The sequence below is a fragment of the Streptomyces sp. NBC_00466 genome (assembly GCF_041433995.1).
Classification (GTDB): Bacteria; Actinomycetota; Actinomycetes; order Streptomycetales; family Streptomycetaceae; genus Streptomyces.
Window position 1 is genome coordinate 5,340,701 of the sequence record NZ_CP107896.1, and the last position, 16,447, is coordinate 5,357,147.

The 16,447-nt window shown below is 72.4% G+C and carries 12 protein-coding genes; 4 read left to right on the plus strand and 8 right to left on the minus strand.

Annotated features, from left to right (window positions below):
* The first annotated feature begins 28 nt into the window (after positions 1 to 28).
* The gene (locus tag OG210_RS24020) at positions 29 to 1,510 is read left to right on the plus strand and encodes a regulator (RefSeq protein ID WP_328325793.1); all 1,482 of its coding nucleotides are present in this window, start codon (positions 29 to 31) and stop codon (positions 1,508 to 1,510) included.
* Between the two features lie 112 nt (positions 1,511 to 1,622).
* Here the strand turns inward: OG210_RS24020 and OG210_RS24025 are convergent, their stop codons facing one another.
* Positions 1,623 to 2,972, minus strand: coding sequence for an FAD-dependent oxidoreductase (locus OG210_RS24025; protein ID WP_328325791.1), 1,350 nt, complete (start codon positions 2,970 to 2,972; stop codon positions 1,623 to 1,625).
* Positions 2,973 to 3,213: 241 nt separating this feature from the next.
* Positions 3,214 to 4,101, minus strand: coding sequence for a TIGR01777 family oxidoreductase (locus OG210_RS24030; protein ID WP_328325789.1), 888 nt, complete (start codon positions 4,099 to 4,101; stop codon positions 3,214 to 3,216).
* Positions 4,102 to 4,171: 70 nt separating this feature from the next.
* On the opposite strand from OG210_RS24030, the gene OG210_RS24035 reads away from it, so the two are divergent.
* Entirely contained in the window at positions 4,172 to 4,669 is a 498-nt protein-coding gene (locus OG210_RS24035) for an N-acetyltransferase family protein (RefSeq protein WP_371538633.1), read from the plus strand.
* Between the two features lie 30 nt (positions 4,670 to 4,699).
* Here the strand turns inward: OG210_RS24035 and OG210_RS24040 are convergent, their stop codons facing one another.
* Positions 4,700 to 5,218: a DUF4240 domain-containing protein gene (locus OG210_RS24040; RefSeq protein WP_328325785.1), complete on the minus strand. Its 519-nt coding sequence runs from the start codon at positions 5,216 to 5,218 to the stop codon at positions 4,700 to 4,702.
* A gap of 149 nt (positions 5,219 to 5,367) precedes the next feature.
* Here OG210_RS24040 and OG210_RS24045 point away from each other — a divergent pair, with 149 nt between their 5' ends.
* Together OG210_RS24045 and OG210_RS24050 are read left to right on the plus strand one after the other, a co-directional pair.
* Positions 5,368 to 7,365, plus strand: a complete 1,998-nt coding sequence (locus OG210_RS24045) for a hypothetical protein (protein WP_371538635.1) — start codon at positions 5,368 to 5,370, stop codon at positions 7,363 to 7,365.
* Positions 7,366 to 7,426: 61 nt separating this feature from the next.
* Complete coding sequence (locus tag OG210_RS24050; protein WP_328325781.1) at positions 7,427 to 8,350, plus strand: SDR family oxidoreductase; 924 nt, start codon at positions 7,427 to 7,429, stop codon at positions 8,348 to 8,350.
* Between the two features lie 13 nt (positions 8,351 to 8,363).
* Here the strand turns inward: OG210_RS24050 and OG210_RS24055 are convergent, their stop codons facing one another.
* From OG210_RS24055 to lpdA, 5 genes are all read right to left on the minus strand, one after another.
* Complete coding sequence (locus OG210_RS24055; protein WP_371538638.1) at positions 8,364 to 9,389, minus strand: helix-turn-helix transcriptional regulator; 1,026 nt, start codon at positions 9,387 to 9,389, stop codon at positions 8,364 to 8,366.
* A gap of 87 nt (positions 9,390 to 9,476) precedes the next feature.
* Positions 9,477 to 12,143, minus strand: a complete 2,667-nt coding sequence (gene aceE, locus OG210_RS24060) for a pyruvate dehydrogenase (acetyl-transferring), homodimeric type (RefSeq protein WP_328325777.1) — start codon at positions 12,141 to 12,143, stop codon at positions 9,477 to 9,479.
* 206 nt (positions 12,144 to 12,349) lie between these two features.
* Positions 12,350 to 12,973 carry a GntR family transcriptional regulator gene (locus OG210_RS24065; RefSeq protein ID WP_328325775.1) on the minus strand — a complete coding sequence of 208 codons (624 nt, stop codon included), beginning with the start codon at positions 12,971 to 12,973 and terminating at the stop codon, positions 12,350 to 12,352.
* Positions 12,974 to 13,098: 125 nt separating this feature from the next.
* Positions 13,099 to 14,865, minus strand: a complete 1,767-nt coding sequence (gene sucB, locus OG210_RS24070) for a 2-oxoglutarate dehydrogenase, E2 component, dihydrolipoamide succinyltransferase (RefSeq protein WP_328325773.1) — start codon at positions 14,863 to 14,865, stop codon at positions 13,099 to 13,101.
* Positions 14,866 to 14,937: 72 nt separating this feature from the next.
* Positions 14,938 to 16,326: a dihydrolipoyl dehydrogenase gene (gene lpdA / locus OG210_RS24075; protein WP_328325771.1), complete on the minus strand. Its 1,389-nt coding sequence runs from the start codon at positions 16,324 to 16,326 to the stop codon at positions 14,938 to 14,940.
* Positions 16,327 to 16,447 lie beyond the last annotated feature (121 nt).

The window sequence follows — 16,447 nt, forward strand, 5'->3', positions numbered from 1 at the left end:
GCCCGGAAGGCAGGAGACCGCACAGCTGATGACGGAACGAACCCCGCAGCGCACGTCCAACCGCCAGCTCGCCGCGCTCATCGGAGAGGCAGGCTTCTCCAACGCGGGGCTGGCCAGAAGAGTCGACCAGCTCGGCCTTGAGCACGGTCTCGACCTGCGGTACGACAAGACGTCGGTGACCCGCTGGCTGCGCGGCCAGCAGCCGCGCGGCACCACGCCCGCGCTGATCGCCGAGGTCTTCACCAGACGTCTGGGGCGCAGGCTCTCCGCGCAGGATCTGGGACTCGACGCCTGCGCGCCGGTCTACGCGGGGCTGGAATTCGCGGGTACGCCCGAGGAGGCCGTCGACATCGTCAGCGGTCTCTGGCGCAAGGACTCCGGCAGCCATGCCGAACTGCGCAAGATCGCCTTCACCCCGGCCGGGCTCGTCGTGCCGAGCCGGGACTGGCTGATCGGCCGCCCGGACGACTGGGGTACGCCCGGTTCGGCCGGTGGAGTGAGGCCGGGGCAGAACGGCCGCGCCGAGCCGCCGCGCCCAGGCACCCGGATCCCCTCGCAGCCCCGTCCGACCGTGCCGCGCCAGCGGCAGACCGAGCGGACGACCGGGCAGCGGGTCGGGGCGGGCGACATCGCGGCGCTGCGTTCGGTGGGCGAGCTGTTCCGCACCCTCGACCACGCGTACGGCGGCGGTCACGCCCGGCAGGCCCTGGTGCGCTATCTGGAGCACGAGGCGGAGCCCATGCTCCGCGGGACGTACGGGGAGGCGACCGGCCGGCGGCTCTTCGCCGCCGCCGCGGATCTGACCCGTCTTGCGGGCTGGACCTCGTACGACATCGCGGCCCACGGGCTCGCCCAGCGCTACTTCGTCCAGGCCCTGCGGCTCTCGCAGGCCGCCGGGGACCGGGCGTACGGCTCGTACGTGCTCGTCACCATGAGCCGCCAAGCCGTCTATCTCGGGCACGGCAGGGAGGCGGTCCAGCTGGCGCGCGTGGCCCAGCAGGGCATCGGGAGCTCGGCGCCGCCGGTCGTCCAGGCGCTGCTGCACGCCGCCGAGGCGCGCGGCCACGGGGCGCTCGGCGAGGTACGGGCCTGCACGGCCTCCCTCGCACGGGCCGAGCGGGCCATGGAGGCGGCCCGCCCCGGCGACGAAGTGCCGTACTGGGCACGGTTCTTCGACGAGGCGCAGCTGGCGGACGAGTTCGGCCACTGCCACCGCGACCTCCAGCAGTACCGGCCCGCGGCGCAGTACGCGGAACGCTCGCTCCAGCTGCGTGCTCCCGCCTTCGCGCGCTCCCGGCTCTTCTGCCGGGTCGTGCTGGCCACCGCGCGGCTGGGCCTCGGCGAACTGGACCAGGCGTGCGCGCTGGGGGCCGAGTCCGCGCAGCAGGCGGGGGAGATGCGGTCGGTGCGGGCCGTGGAGTATGTGCGCGAGTTCGAGCGGAGGCTGGAGCCGTACCGGGACGCGGCGGCGGTACGGGGGTACCGGGACCGCGTCGCGGCGATGGGCTGAGGCGGGGCGGGGCGGGGCGGCGGTACGAGGCGGGTGGTACAAGGCCGGCGGCCGGTGATAAAAGGCCGGCGGTACAAGGCCGCCGGGCCGGTGGTACGCCGTCGGCCTCGCGTCACGCGGCGAGCGGGAACCCGTCCACCGCGACGTCCGGTTTGATGCCGAAGTCCCGCATGACCGCCTGCGCGGCTCGGCGGCCCGAGGCGAGTGCGCCCTGGGCGCTGCTGGTGTCGCGGTGGTCGCCGCACACGTAAAGACCCGCGAGCAGCCGGACCGGGCGCCGCATGTCGTGCGGCGCCGGCATCGCGGGGACCGCGTCGGGGGAGTGGTGGACGGCGAGGAGTTCCCAGTCGTCGGTCGATGTGCCGTGCAGCGCGGCCAGTTGGGCGCGGGCCGCGCGGTCCAGACCGGGGCCCGGGGCGCCGAGCACCGTCGACGAGATCAGCGCGCGGCCGTCCGGGGCCCGGGCGGGGTCGACCTCGCTCATCACCGCGCTGTGCGAGACGGGGCCCGAGCGGTCGGCGTCCAGAACCAGCGCCGGGCCGGTGGGCGGCGGCGCCGGGGCGGCGTGATGCAGGACCGTCACCGGGTGGAAATCCGGGATCCGCAGCCCGGGCAGCAGCAGAGCAGCCGAGCGGGCGTCGGTCGCCACGATGAGCGCACGGCAGTTCAGCGTGGACAGCTCCGTCGTGGTGACCGAGCTGATGGAGGCAGCCGTGACGGTGACCCCGGTGCGCACCGTGCCCGGCGGCAGCGTCGCCGCCAGCCGCTCGGGCAGGACGGCCGCGCCGCCCGCCGGTACGCACAGCCGGCCGCGGGCGAAACTCCGCAGGGCGAGATCCGCGCACCGGCTCGACGTGGTCAGCCCGGGGTCGCTCAGCAGCGCGGACAGCAGGGGCTTGAGGAAACCGGTGGCGGCACGCGGCGGGAGGCCGTACGAGCGGAGCGCGGCCAGCGCGGTCCGTTCCGGGCGGGCCGTCAGCCGTTCCACCGGGGTGGCCGAGAGGCGGGCCAGCGCGGCGCCCAGCCTGGCCCGGTCGAGTGCGCCGCTCACGAGTGCGCCGCCCGCGCGGCCACCGCCCGTGAGCGCACTGCTCAAGGGGGCGCGTGAGGCGCTTCGCAGGGCGCGTGCGGCGTTGAATGCGCCCCGTGTGCCCCCGGCCTCGCCCGTACGGTGCAGACGGCCCCCGCTGTGCACGAGGACGCCCGGTGAGAACAGCCTGAGGTCCGTCTCGCCCAGGCACGGAGCGCGGAGCAGTTCCGGGTACGAGGTGTTGAGGAACCCTCCGGCGCGGTCCAGGCGGAAGCCGCCGGCCAGCTCGGTGGACATACGGCCGCCCGGCGATGGGGCGGCCTCCAGGACACTGACCGACACACCGGCACTGGTCAGCCGGTGAGCGGCTGCCAGGCCGGCGAGCCCGGCTCCGACGATGATCACGTCTGCATGGCATGCGGTTCTGAGCACGTGCCCCTCCCCGAGGTCGGCGCGGCCGCGGTCTTCCGTGCAGGGCTGATTCCCCCAACGGGCCGCGGAAATGCCCTGGTTCGGGTTGAGAGTAGAGAGCGGGGCGGTGGGTTGCAGGCGCGCGGTGCGGGGGCATGGGGGCGCGGGGTCGCACGGTGGGGACGGGGGCGTGCCGCGGGGGTCCGGTGCGTGGTCCGGTGCGGGGCGTGCCGGGGCGATTTCGCCTGCGGCGCGAACTCGCCTACGCCGCCGCCCGGATCGCCTCGTCGATCTCCGGGAACGCGAATGTGAAGCCCGACTCCAGGAGCTTCGCCGGGAGGACCCGCTGGCTTCCCAGGACGTCTCCCGCCATCTCGCCCAGCGCGATCCGCAGCGCGGGCGCCGGGGCCGTGAACAGCGTGGGGCGGTGCAGCACCCGGCCCATGGCCGCTGTCACCTCGCGGTTGGTGACCGGCTGAGGGCCGGTCAGGTTCACCGGGCCCGACAGGGACTCCGTGTCCAGGATGTGGCGCAGCGCCGCGACATGGTCGTGCAGCGCGATGAAACTCCAGTACTGGCTGCCGTCGCCCATCCGGCCGCCGAGCCCTGCCTTGAACAGCGGGAACAGCCGTCCCCAGGCCCCGCCCTCCTTGGCCACGACCAGTCCCGTACGGGCGAACACCGTCCGGATGCCCGCCTCTTCGGCCGCGTGCGCCGACTCCTCCCACTCGACGCAGAGCGAGGCGAGGAAGCCCTCACCGGGGGGCGCGCTCTCGTCGACCGCACGGTCGCCCGTGTCCCCGTAATAGCCGAGCGCGCTGCCGCACAGGAACACCGCCGGCGGTACGTCGAGCGAGGCGACGGCCTCCGCGAGGGTGGCGGTGCCCAGCACCCGGCTGTCCCGCAGCTCCTTCTTGTACGCGTCCGTCCAGCGGTGGTCGCCGACCCCCGCCCCGGCCAGGTTGACCACCGCGTCGCAGCCCGCCAGACCCGCCGTGTCGACGTGCTCGCGGCCCGGGTCCCACGCCACCTCGTCCGCCACCCTGGCCGTACGGCGGACCAGCCGCACCACCTCGTGCCCGTCGGCGCGCAGGGAGCGGCCCAGCGCCGTACCGATCAGTCCTGATGCTCCGGCAATCGCGATACGCATGGACCCATCCTCACGCACCCCGGCGAAATCGCGCGGCGCCGTCGCCCGCGGCCGTGGCAGAGTGGCCCGCATGCCCGACCCGAACATACGCATGGCCGTACCCGGTGACGCCGGAGTGCTCGGCGAACTCGACCGGGCGACCTGGTCCTCGCTGCACGCGGTCATGCCGCCGCCCCAGCCTCCGTACCAGCCGTTCTTCGACGCGAGCCACCGCCCGGAGGACCACCTGGTCGCGGAGCTGGCGGGTGCGGTCGTGGGCTACATCCGGCTGGTACGGCCGACCCCGCTCGCCAGCAACGACCATGTGCGCCAGATCCAGGGCCTGGCCGTCGCCGGGACGGCGCGCCGCTACGGTGTGGGCCGGGCGCTGCTGAGGGCCGCGTGCGCCGAGGCGCGGCGCCAGGGTGCCTCCCGGATCACCCTGCGGGTGCTCGGGCACAACACCCCGGCCCGCGAGCTCTACGCCGCCGAGGGGTTCGCGGTGGAGGGCGTGCTGCCGGGTGAGTTCTACCTGGCGGGCCGGTACGTGGACGATGTGCTGATGGGGCGCGGCCTCACCGCGTACTGAACTACCGCCACGGCCGGCGGGTGTGGGCGCTCAGGAGCCGAACCGCTCCCACAGGCGCGGATACCGTTCGGCGAGCGCCTCGTCGTCGAAGTCGACCGGCTGCCCCTCCGGGTCGGCGGCCTGCGGCGGAATACCGAGATCGGGCGTAGGTGCCCCGGTGAGCTGCTCGTACGCCTCGTCGGCCGCGTACCCCAGATCCTCGCCGTCGCCGTCGATCTCCTCGTCGAAGTCGTCGAGGAGATCGGCCAGGGAGTCCGGGTCCTGCAGCGCGCCCTCGAAGATCTCCCGGCCCTGGCCGATGAGCCAGCAGCGGAAGTAGTCGAAGGAGTCGCTGTCGCTCTCGCGCAGCAGCACGACCGCCGCGCCCCACAGGTCCCAGCGGTACGCGCGGTTGTAGCGCGTCTCGAAGTACCGGGCGAACTCCAGCACGGACTCCGGGTCGAGCTGCGCCAATCGCTCGGTGAGCAGGTCGGCATGGTCCTCGGGGTCGCCGTCGGCGGCCGCGCGAGTGCTGTCGATGGTCTCCCAGAACTCCGTCTCGTCCCTCACGCGTCCAGCATCGTGGTTGGCGGGGCGCCGCGCACGCGGAGCGCCGATCAGCGGCCCTCTTGTTACCAGGCGATGTGACCGTCCGATGAATCACTCGTTTGACGGGTGAAGCGATTCCGATCACTCATCCCAAAAGGGTCACCCTCGTCATGCGAACGCAAGAGCAACCGGAAGGGGCGCGGTCCGGCGCCGCCCGAGTGGGCGTGGAACAGGCCGAAGCCGCACTCGTCGAGCACTATCCGCGGCTCGTCCGCCTCGCCTACATCACGCTGCCCCCGTCCCTGGGCCGCCACCGCCGGGTGCTCGCCGCCCATGCGGCCGTCCAGCGGGCGCTACCCGCCTCGTCGCGCGACAGCGGCCCGGACGGGCCGCGGGTGCCCGTCCAGCGCGGCACTTCGGAGGACCCCGGGTACGTCCTGGTCAGACAGCGTGTGCTGACGGCCGTCCTGGCGTATGGGCAGCGCCCCGGCTGGTGGCCCCGGCAACTGCCTGCGCCGCGTGCGCTGCGGCCCGCGCTGCCCGCCGTCCTCGGGCTGCGGATCTTCCCCCGGTCCGGTGGCGCCGACGAACTCGCCCTGGAACAGGCGCTGTCCGGGACCACGGCGGCCGCCAGGGCCGCACTCGTACTGCACCGCGTCGACGGGCTGAGCGAACAGGCCACCCGTACGCTGCTGACGGCGGCGGGCGCCGGCGACGCCGGGTCCGCACTGCGCACGGCGCTCCGGCTGGCCCGTATTCCTGCGGAGACGGGCACCGACGCGCTGCTGAAGTCCGACGAGTTCGACCCCTGTCTGGTGCACACCCGGCCCACCGATCTGCTCCGGCGCAGGCAGCGCGTCAGGTTCGCGCGGTGCGTGGGCGTCGTCGTGACCGTGCTCGCCGTGGCGCTGGTCGTGGTGGACCGCGAAGGCAGCCCGGTGCCGTCCGCGGCGACCGGACCGTTCGACCCCGCCGTCAGCGCCCGAGCGGTGGACCCCGCGCTGCTGCTGCGCGCCCCGGAGCGGGAGTGGGACGACAGCTCGCGCCTGGACTTCACGGTCTGGCCCGCGCGCGGCGCCCGCAAGGACGACACCGCGCTGCTCGGCCGGGCGCTGAAGGTCTGGGCGAGCCCGGCCCGTACGGTACGGATCTCCGCCACCCAGGGCGCCGCGACCGTCCCGCCCGCCCAGCCGCCCCGGCTGCTCTACGCGGGCGACGTGGACGGTGCGGCGGTGGTGCTGTTCGCCGAAGGCGAGCGGGTCGTCCGGTACGCCGAGCCCACCGGCGGCAAGGGTGCGCCCGCGCTCGACTTCGCCCGCACCGACGGCGCCGACATCACCACCGGGGCCGCGGTCGTCATCGGCCGCACCGACGGCAACGCCCGTTATCTGCTGGCCCCCTGGGTCGCCGAGTCCGGCACTCGCGACCTCCTCGCCCCGGACACCCCGGCGCGCCCGCTCGGCGAGGGCAAGGACGGAGTGACCGCACCGGTGTCGAGCCCGGCCCCGGTCGTGGGCGGCACCGGATGCGGCTCCTGGACCGCGCTCCAGCTCCGCTCGTCCAGCATGGTCGCGGAGAAGCACGCGTTCCTTCTCACCGACCTCGGTGACCTCACGCCCGTCCACCTCACCTACACCCCGCCGCCGGCAGGCGGCGACCCGGCGCGGCAGCCGAGGGAGGCGACCGGCAGCCAGGCGCTGCTCAGCTGGGCGCACACCGCCTGCTCGCTGGCCGGTGTACGCGGCACCGGTGTACGCGCCGTGAACAACTGGGAGTACGCCCGCCAGCAGCTGCCCGAGAACGGCGGCCGCGCCTCCTGGGTGTGCACCAGGGCGGACACCTGGCAGGGGCCCGGCCGGGTCTCCGTACAGCTCCAGCTCCCCACCGGACCGGTGTCCCGGCCGGGTGCGGTCGTGGCGCAGCAGAAGAACACCGCGCTGTGCAGCCGCTTCGGCCAGAACGTACTGGCCGGCGCCAAGTGGAAGTCCGGCTCGGGGCGGTGGTATCTGCTGGCCGCCGGCAGCAGGGAGGTCCGCGAGATCGACACGACCGGGGGCGTACGGGCCAAGGCGGACGGTACGACGCTTGCGGTACGGGCGGGAAAGAGCGCCCGGGCCGTGATGTCGGCCCGGCTGGCGAACGGGGACACGCTGAAGGCGCTGGGCTGAGACCGGGATTGCTCCGGGAATCCGGACCGAAGCTGTCGGGTATGGGTGGCACGGTGACCGTATGGAGACAGACAAGCCTTTGACGGGCCGGATCGCCCTGGTCGCCGGAGCCACCCGGGGCGCGGGCCGGGCCATCGCCGTACAGCTGGGAGCGGCGGGCGCCACCGTGTACGCGACCGGGCGCACCACCCGCGAGAAGCGCAGCGAGGTGGGCCGCGCCGAGACCATCGAGGAGACCGCCGAGCTGATCGGTGCCGCGGGCGGGACCGGCTTCGCCGTGCCCACCGACCATCTGGACGAGGAGCAGGTCCGCACACTGGCCGAGCGGATCGACCGCGAGCAGGGACGGCTGGACATCCTGGTCAACGACGTCTGGGGCGGTGACCATCTCGCCCGGGTCGGCGAGGAGAACAAGATGTGGGAGATCCCGCTGGACGAGGGGCTCCGGATGCTGGAACTCGGGGTGAAGAGCCACATCATCACCAGCAGCGCCCTGCTCCCGCTGCTGGCCCGCACCAGGGGCGGCCTGGTGGTCGAAGTGACCGACGGAACAGCCGAGTCCAACCGCGACTACCGGGTGAACTTCTACTACGACCTGGCCAAGAACGCGCCGATCCGGATGGCCGCCACCCTCGCCCACGAGCTGGAGTCCGTCGGCGGCACCGCGGTCTGTGTCACCCCGGGCTTCCTGCGCTCGGAGGCGATGCTCGACCACTTCGGGGTGACGGAGGCGACGTGGCGCGACGCCATCGCCAAGGAACCGCACTTCGCCATCGCGGAGTCGCCTGTCTTCGTGGGCCGCGCGGTGGCGGCGGTCGCGGCCGACGCGGACCGGGCGCGGTGGAACGGGCAGTCGCTCTCCAGTGGACAACTGGCCGCGGAGTACGGCTTCACGGACGCGGACGGGAGCCGGCCCGACGCCTGGCGGTACATCACCGAGGTCGCGCTCGGCGGGGCCGCCCGGTCGGCGGAGGAGTACCGGTAACGGCCGCCCCGGCTCAGGCGTACAGCCGCGCCGCCGCGCTCAGAGCGTCGGCGAAGCGCGCCCGGAGTTCCGGCGGCCCCAGGACCTCCACCTCCGGCCCCAGCGACAGCAGCTGCCCGTACGCCACCTCCAGTGACTCGACGGGCAGCGCGACCGTCACCCGGCCGAGATCGTCGGGGGCCGAGGCCGAGGTCAGCGCCTCGTTCGCCGCCGCGCGGTCCACGACGTACGGGAGGAACTCGGCGCCGGCCGCGGAGACCCGGACCACCACCTCCGCCGTGAGGAGCGACCGGGCGAAGTCCGCGGCACGCTGCTCCCAGAAGGCGGGCAGATCGAACGCCTCGTCCCGCACGAAGCAGCCATGCTCATCGGGGGCATGGAGCGTGAGCGCGGTGAAGCGGTCGATGCGGTACACCCGGAACTCCCGGGAAGTGCCGGGGCAGCCGGAGCTGTCCGGACCGCCCGACCGGGCCTCCGCGCGTGCGCAGACGTACCAGACACCGGCTTTCAGCACGAGGCCGTACGGCTCCAGGGTGCGCTCCACATCGGAGCCGTCCCGGCGGCGGTAGCGCGCCGACACCCGTCTGTCCGCCCACACCGCACCGGCCAGCACGGGCAGCAGCTCCGGCGTGCTCGGTTCCTGGTACCAGCCGGGCGCGTCCAGATGGAAGCGCCGGGCCGCCGACGCGGGGGCGTCGCGCAGCGCGGGCAGCAGGGCCGCCGACACCTTCAGGCGGGCCGCCGACGCGGCGTCATCGAGCCCCATCTCCCGCAGCGCGCCGGGCAGTCCGGAGAGGAACAGCGCCTCGGCCTCGGTGCGGGCCAGACCGGTCAGCCGGGTGCGGTAACCGCCGATCAGCCGGTACCCACCGGACCTGCCCCGCTCCGCGTACACCGGAACGCCCGCCTCCGAGAGCGCGAGCGCGTCCCGCGTGACGGTGCGCTCGGACACGTCGAGCTCCTGCGCCAGCTCGGCCGCCGTCATCAGCGGCCGGGACTGGAGCAGGAGCACCATCTTGATCAGGCGGGCAGCGCGCATGGAATCAGCATGCACGCCGCCACTGACAACGGGCGCGTGACGTCGGGCATCCCCGGTTCACGCGCCCGCTGCCGGATGCTCACACGGTCACAGGCCGTAGCGCTCGCGAGCCTCCTTGACCGCCGACACGGGGACCTCACCGCGCTTGGCGAGCGAGGCCAGCGCCGCGACGACGACCGACTGGGCGTCGACACCGAAGTGGCGGCGGGCCGCCTCACGGGTGTCCGAGAGGCCGAAGCCGTCCGTGCCGAGCGAGGTCCAGTCCTGCTCGACCCACTGGCTGATCTGGTCCGGGACCTGTCGCATCCAGTCGCTCACCGCGAGCACAGGACCGGGCGCACCGGCCAGCGCCTGGGTGACGTACGGGGTGCGCTGCTCGCCGCGGAGCAGCGCCTCGTCGCACTCCAGCGCGTCGCGGCGCAGCTCGCCCCACGAGGTCGCCGACCAGACATCGGCCGTGACACCCCAGTCGGCCGCGAGCAGTTCCTGCGCCTCAAGCGCCCAGTGGATCGCCGTACCGGATGCGAGCAGCTGCATCCGCGGGGCGCCGGCCGCCGCCGCGCCCTCCTTGAAGCGGTACAGACCGCGGCGGATGCCCTCCTCGACGCCCTCGGGCATCGCGGGCTGCTGCTTCGGCTCGTTGTAGACCGTCAGGTAGTAGAAGACGTTCTCCGCGTCCGGACCGTACATCCGGCGCAGACCGTCCTTGACGATCACCGCGATCTCGAAGGCGAACGCCGGGTCGTAGTTGAGCGACGCCGGGTTGGTGGAGGCGATCAGCTGCGAGTGGCCGTCCGCGTGCTGGAGCCCCTCACCGGTCAGGGTGGTGCGGCCCGCGGTGGCGCCGACGATGAAGCCGCGGCCGAGCTGGTCGCCGAGCTGCCACATCTGGTCGGCGGTGCGCTGCCAGCCGAACATCGAGTAGAAGATGTAGAAGGGGATCATCGGCTCGCCGTGCGTCGCGTACGACGAGGCGGCGGCGATGAAGTCGGCCATGGCACCGGCCTCGGTGATCCCCTCGTTGAGGATCTGGCCGTCGGTGGCTTCCTTGTAGTACATCAGCTGGTCGCGGTCGACCGCGTCGTACGTCTGGCCCTTCGGCGAGTAGATACCGGCCGAGGGGAACAGCGACTCCATACCGAACGTACGAGCCTCGTCGGGGACGATCGGCACCCAGCGCTTGCCGGTCTGCTTGTCCCGCATCAGGTCCTTCATCAGGCGGACGAAGGCCATGGTGGTGGCCATCTCCTGATGTCCGGAACCCTTGATGAGCGCCTTGAAGGCACGCTCCTCGGGCTCCGGGAGCACCACCTGGTGCACCCGGCGGGCCGGGGCGGGGCCGCCGAGCTCGGCGCGGCGCTCCTGGAGGTAGCGGACCTCGGGGGAGTCGGCACCGGGGTGGCCGTACGGCACCAGGCCCTCGTCCAGCTTCGCGTCCGGGATCGGCAGCTCCAGCAGGTCGCGCATGGCGCGGAACTGCTTGCCGTCCAGCTTCTTCATCTGGTGGTTGGCGTTGCGGGACTCGAAGCCCTCGCCGAGCGTGAAGCCCTTCACGGTCTGCGCGAGGATCACGGTCGGCGCGCCCTTGAACTCCAGGGCCGCCTTGTACGCCGCGTACACCTTGCGGGCTTCGTGGCCACCGCGCGAGGTGTGGAAGCACTCGGCGATCTTCGCGTCGGTGAGCAGCTTCGCCAGCTCGGCGAGCGCGGGCTCGGCGCCGAAGAAGTGCTGGCGGATGTAGGCCACGTCGCGCGTCGCGTACGTCTGGAACTGCGCGTCCGGCACCTCGCGGAGGCGGCGGATCAGCGCACCCGTGGTGTCGAGCTGGAACAGCTCGTCCCAGGCGGAGCCCCAGAGCGTCTTGATGACGTTCCAGCCGGCGCCGCGGAACTGCGCCTCCAGCTCCTGCACGACCCGGAAGTTGGCCCGCACCGGGCCGTCGAGGCGCTGCAGGTTGCAGTTGATGACGAAGGTGAGGTTGTCGAGCCCCTCACGGGCGGCCAGGGTGAGCGCGGTCGTCGACTCGGGCTCGTCCATCTCGCCGTCGCCGAGGAAGGCCCAGACGTGCGAGGCAGAGGTGTCCTTGATGCCGCGGCCGGTCAGGTAGCGGTTGAACCGCGCCTGGTAGATCGAGGAGATCGGGCCCAGGCCCATCGAGACCGTGGGGAACTCCCAGAGCCAGGGCAGCCGGCGCGGGTGCGGGTAGGACGGCAGGCCGTCGCCGCCCGCCTCCTGGCGGAAGTTGTCGAGCTGCTGCTCGCTGAGGCGTCCGTCGAGGAAGGCGCGGGCGTAGATGCCGGGCGAGGCGTGGCCCTGGATGTAGAGCTGGTCGCCCGAGCCGTCGCCCTCCTTGCCGTGGAAGAAGTGGTTGAAGCCGGTCTCGTAGAGCCAGGCGGCCGAGGCGAAGGTGGCGATGTGGCCGCCGACGCCGAACCGGGAGCCGCGGGTGACCATCGCGGCCGCGTTCCAGCGGTTCCACGCGGTGATCCGGCTCTCCATCGCCAGGTCGCCGTCGAAGGCGGGCTCGGCGGAAGTCGGAATGGTGTTGACGTAATCGGTCTCAAGCAGCTTGGGCAGCGCGAGACCGTCGCCTTCGGCCCGCTCCAGCGTGCGGCGCATCAGATATGCGGCACGGTGGGGGCCGGCGGCCTTGGTGACGGCGTCCAGGGAGGCCGCCCACTCGGCGGTCTCCTCGGGGTCGCGGTCCGGGAGCTGGTCGAGCTCGCTGTGAAGCTTGCCTACGGGGTCGGTCATGGTCGCCGCCTTCCGGACAGAACAGGGGGTGCAGATAGGCCCGGTCTGGCAGGACAGGGCGACGGGCTGGGTGAAGCCCTCCGGAGACTGTAAATCGCTGATCGATGATCGATCAAAGGGTAGAAGGAAAAATCTTTCCGCAACGTAGAAAGTCGGCATTCGGTGTCAGCAATCGGGGCACGCGGTGCCGCGAAAAGGGCCTCTCATCAGGCCCGCGGTGCACATCCGAGCACATGGTCCTTCACCAGAGGGCCGATCTGGGGGTCCCTCCGGCGGAAGGCCTCGACCAGTGCCTCGTGCTCTTCCGCGTACGACTTCTGTACGGTCCCCAGCCAGCGGATCGACAGTGTGGTGAACACCTCGATGCCCAGCGACTCCCAGGTGTGCATCAGCACGCTGTTCCCAGCGGCCCGCACCAGCTCGCGGTGGAAGGCCACGGTGTGCCTGACCTGCGCCGCGCTGTCGCCGGCCTGGTCGGCCCGGTAGAGCGCGGCGACCGAGGGTTCAAGGACGGAGACGTCGGCGGCCAGCCGGTCGACGGCCAGCTCGGCCGCGATCTGTTCGAGACCGGCCCGGACGGGATAGCTCTCCTCCAGGTCGGCCGCGGTCAGATTCCGTACGCGTACACCCTTGTTGGGGGCCGACTCGATGAGGCGGAGCGACTCCAGCTCGCGCAGGGCCTCCCGGACCGGCGTCTGGCTGACCTCCAGCTCGACGGCGATCCGCCGCTCCACGATCCGTTCACCGGGCTGCCAGCGCCCGCGGACGATGCCCTCCACGATGTGCTCGCGAATCTGCTCGCGCAGGGAGTGGATGACGGGCGGCGTCATGTTGTGCTCCTTCGGACCGTATTGGTCTGGGTGAGGCCGGCCGCGCGGACCAGGCCCCCCATGACAATACGGCGGCGCCCCCGTCCGGAAGTGATCCGGAGGGGGGGCGCCGCAGGTGAGGCTGGTTACAGGCCGAGCTCGACCTCGAACTCGCCGGCCTCCAGGATCTCCTTGACCGTCGTCAGGTAACGGGCCGCGTCGGCGCCGTCCACCAGGCGGTGGTCGTAGGAGAGAGCCAGGTACGTCATGTCGCGGACGCCGATGACAGTGCCCTCGGCGGTCTCGATGACGGCCGGACGCTTGACGGTCGCGCCGATACCCAGGATGGCTGCCTGGTTCGGCGGGACGATGACCGTGTCGAACAGCGCACCGCGCGAGCCGGTATTGCTGATCGTGAAGGTCGCACCGGACAGCTCGTCCGGGCTGATCTTGCTGGACCGGACCTTGCCGGCCAGCTCCGCGGTCTTCTTGGAGATACCGGCGAGGTTGAGGTCGCCCGCATCCTTGATGACCGGGGTCATCAGACCCTTCTCGGAGTCCACCGCGATACCGATGTTCTCGGAGTCGAAGTAGGTGATCGTGCCCTCGTCGTCGTTGATCCGGGCGTTGACGACCGGGTGGGCCTTCAGCGCCTGGGCGGCGGCCTTGACGAAGAACGGCATCGGGGACAGCTTGACGCCCTCACGGGCGGCGAAGGCTTCCTTGGCCTGGTTGCGCAGCTTCATCAGCTTGGTGATGTCCACCTCGACCACGGTGGTCAGCTGAGCCTGGCTGTGCAGCGCCTTCATCATGTTGTCGCCGATGACCTTGCGCATCCGGGTCATCTTGACGGTCTGGCCGCGCAGCGGGGAGACCTCCAGCTTCGGCGCCCTGGCAGCGGCCGCCGGAGCGGCGGACGGCGCCGGGGCGGCGGCCCTGGCGGCCTCCGCCGCGGTGATGACGTCCTGCTTGCGGATACGGCCACCGACGCCGGTGCCCTTGACCGAACCCAGCGCGACGCCGTTCTCGGCGGCGAGCTTGCGGACCAGCGGGGTCACGTAGGCGCCGTCGTCAGCGGCGGCCGCGGCAGGAGCCGGGGCCGGGGTGACGGGGGCGGGCGCCGGAGCGGCGGCCGGGGCCGGAGCGGGCGCCGGTGCGGCGGGCGCGGCCGGAGCCTGCGGGGCAGGCGCAGCAGCCGGAGCCGGAGCCGGAGCCGGAGCGGCGGCCGGAGCCGGAGCAGCCGGTGCCGGAGCGGCAGCGGCAGCGGGGGCCGGGGCGGCGGGCGCCGCGGCCGGGGCCGCACCCTTCGCACCGACGACGGCGAGCCGGGCGCCGACCTCGGCGGTCTCGTCCTCGCCGACCAGGATCTCCAGCAGGGTGCCCGCGACGGGTGACGGGATCTCGGTGTCGACCTTGTCGGTCGAGACCTCGAGCAGCGGCTCGTCCTCGGCGACGTCGTCGCCGACTTCCTTGAGCCAGCGGGTGACGGTGCCCTCGGTGACGCTCTCGCCGAGCGCGGGAAGGGTGACGTCCGTGCCCTCGGCTGAACCGCCGGCGGCGGGCGCCTCGGCAGCCGGAGCGGCCGCGGGGGCGGGGGCCTCGGCGGCCGGAGCGGGGGCCGGGGCGGCAGGCGCCTCGGCGGCGGCCGGAGCCGGGGCGGCAGCGGGCGCGCCCGTGCCGTCGTCGATGACGGCCAGCTCGGCGCCGACCTCGACGGTCTCGTCCTCGGCGACCTTGATGGCGGCCAGCACGCCGGAAGCCGGCGCCGGGATCTCGGTGTCGACCTTGTCGGTCGAGACCTCAAGCAGCGGCTCGTCGGCCTCGACGCGCTCGCCCTCGGCCTTGAGCCAGCGGGTGACGGTGCCCTCGGTGACGCTCTCGCCGAGCGCCGGCAGGGTTACGGAAACCGACATGGTTTCAGTTGCTCCTTACGGAAAGTCTGGAAGTGGTCGTCGCGCCCAGGGACTGAGTGCCCGGGAGGGCTACTAGTCGTGGGAGTGCAGGGGCTTGCCGGCGAGGGCCAGGTGGGCCTCGCCGAGCGCCTCGCTCTGCGTCGGGTGCGCGTGGATGAGCTGCGCGACCTCGGCGGGCAGGGCCTCCCAGTTGTAGATCAGCTGGGCTTCGCCGACCTGCTCGCCCATCCGGTCACCGACCATGTGGACGCCTACGACGGCACCGTCCTTGACCTGGACGAGCTTGATCTCGCCCGCGGTCTTGAGGATCTTGCTCTTGCCGTTGCCCGCGAGGCTGTACTTGAGGGCGACGACCTTGTCCGCGCCGTACACCTCCTTGGCCTTGGCCTCGGAGAGTCCCACCGATGCGACCTCGGGGTGGCAGTACGTCACCTTCGGCACACCGTCGTAGTCGATCGGCACGGTCTTCAGGCCGGCCAGCCGCTCCGCGACGAGGATGCCCTCGGCGAAGCCGACGTGCGCGAGCTGAAGGGTCGGGGCCAGGTCACCGACGGCCGAGATCGTCTCGACGTTGGTGCGCATGTACTCGTCGACCAGGACATAGCCGCGGTCCATCGCGACGCCCTGCTCCTCGTAACCGAGGCCCTGCGAGACCGGTCCGCGGCCGATGGCCACGAGCAGCACCTCGGCCTCGAACTCCTTGCCGTCGGCCAGCGTGACCTTGACACCCTTCTCGGTGTACTCGGCCTTTTCGAAGAAGGTGCCCAGGTTGAACTTGATGCCGCGCTTGCGGAACGCCCGCTCCAGGAGCTTCGAGCTGTTCTCGTCCTCGACCGGCACCAGGTGCTTCAGGCCCTCGATGACGGTCACGTCGGTGCCGAAGGACTTCCACGCCGAGGCGAACTCGACGCCGATGACGCCGCCGCCCAGGATGATCGCGGACTCCGGGACCCGGTCCAGCGTCAGGGCGTGGTCGGAGGAGATGATGCGGTTGCCGTCGATCTCCAGGCCGGGCAGCGACTTCGGTACGGAGCCGGTGGCGAGGAGGATGTGGCGGCCCTGGATGCGCTTGCCGTCCACATCGACGGAGGTGGGGGAGGAGAGACGCCCCGCACCCTCGATGTAGGTCACCTTGCGGGAGGCGACCAGTCCCTGCAGGCCCTTGTAGAGGCCCGCGATCACGTCGTCCTTGTACTTGTGGACCCCGGCGATGTCGATGCCCTCGAAGGTGGCCTTGACACCGAACTGCTCGCTCTCACGCGCCTGGTCGGCGATCTCGCCGGCGTGCAGCAGGGCCTTCGTGGGGATGCAGCCGTTGTGCAGGCAGGTGCCGCCGAGCTTGTTCTTCTCGATCAGGGCGACGTCGAGACCAAGCTGCGCCCCGCGCAGCGCCGCGGCATAACCGCCGCTACCGCCGCCGAGGATCACTAGGTCGAAAACGGTGCTGGCGTCGTTCGCCACGTCACGTCCTCCATGCATGGTGCGCCGGTGCCGGTCTTCCCTGACCGGGCGGCGGCGGGTGTACGGCCGCTTTTATTTCGGCCCTGTGGTGGGGGCCCTGTCCTGCCGAAGACCCATCTTT

Coding starts and splice junctions, on each gene's coding strand:
- OG210_RS24020 (WP_328325793.1), top strand. CDS start 29: ATGACGGAACGAACCCCGCAGCGCACGTCCAACCGCCAGCTCGCCGCG.
- OG210_RS24030 (WP_328325789.1), bottom strand. CDS start 4,101: ATGCGTATCGCGATTGCCGGAGCATCAGGACTGATCGGTACGGCGCTG.
- OG210_RS24035 (WP_371538633.1), top strand. CDS start 4,172: ATGCCCGACCCGAACATACGCATGGCCGTACCCGGTGACGCCGGAGTG.
- OG210_RS24045 (WP_371538635.1), top strand. CDS start 5,368: ATGCGAACGCAAGAGCAACCGGAAGGGGCGCGGTCCGGCGCCGCCCGA.
- OG210_RS24050 (WP_328325781.1), top strand. CDS start 7,427: ATGGAGACAGACAAGCCTTTGACGGGCCGGATCGCCCTGGTCGCCGGA.
- OG210_RS24055 (WP_371538638.1), bottom strand. CDS start 9,389: ATGCGCGCTGCCCGCCTGATCAAGATGGTGCTCCTGCTCCAGTCCCGG.
- aceE (WP_328325777.1), bottom strand. CDS start 12,143: ATGACCGACCCCGTAGGCAAGCTTCACAGCGAGCTCGACCAGCTCCCG.
- OG210_RS24065 (WP_328325775.1), bottom strand. CDS start 12,973: ATGACGCCGCCCGTCATCCACTCCCTGCGCGAGCAGATTCGCGAGCAC.
- sucB (WP_328325773.1), bottom strand. CDS start 14,865: ATGTCGGTTTCCGTAACCCTGCCGGCGCTCGGCGAGAGCGTCACCGAG.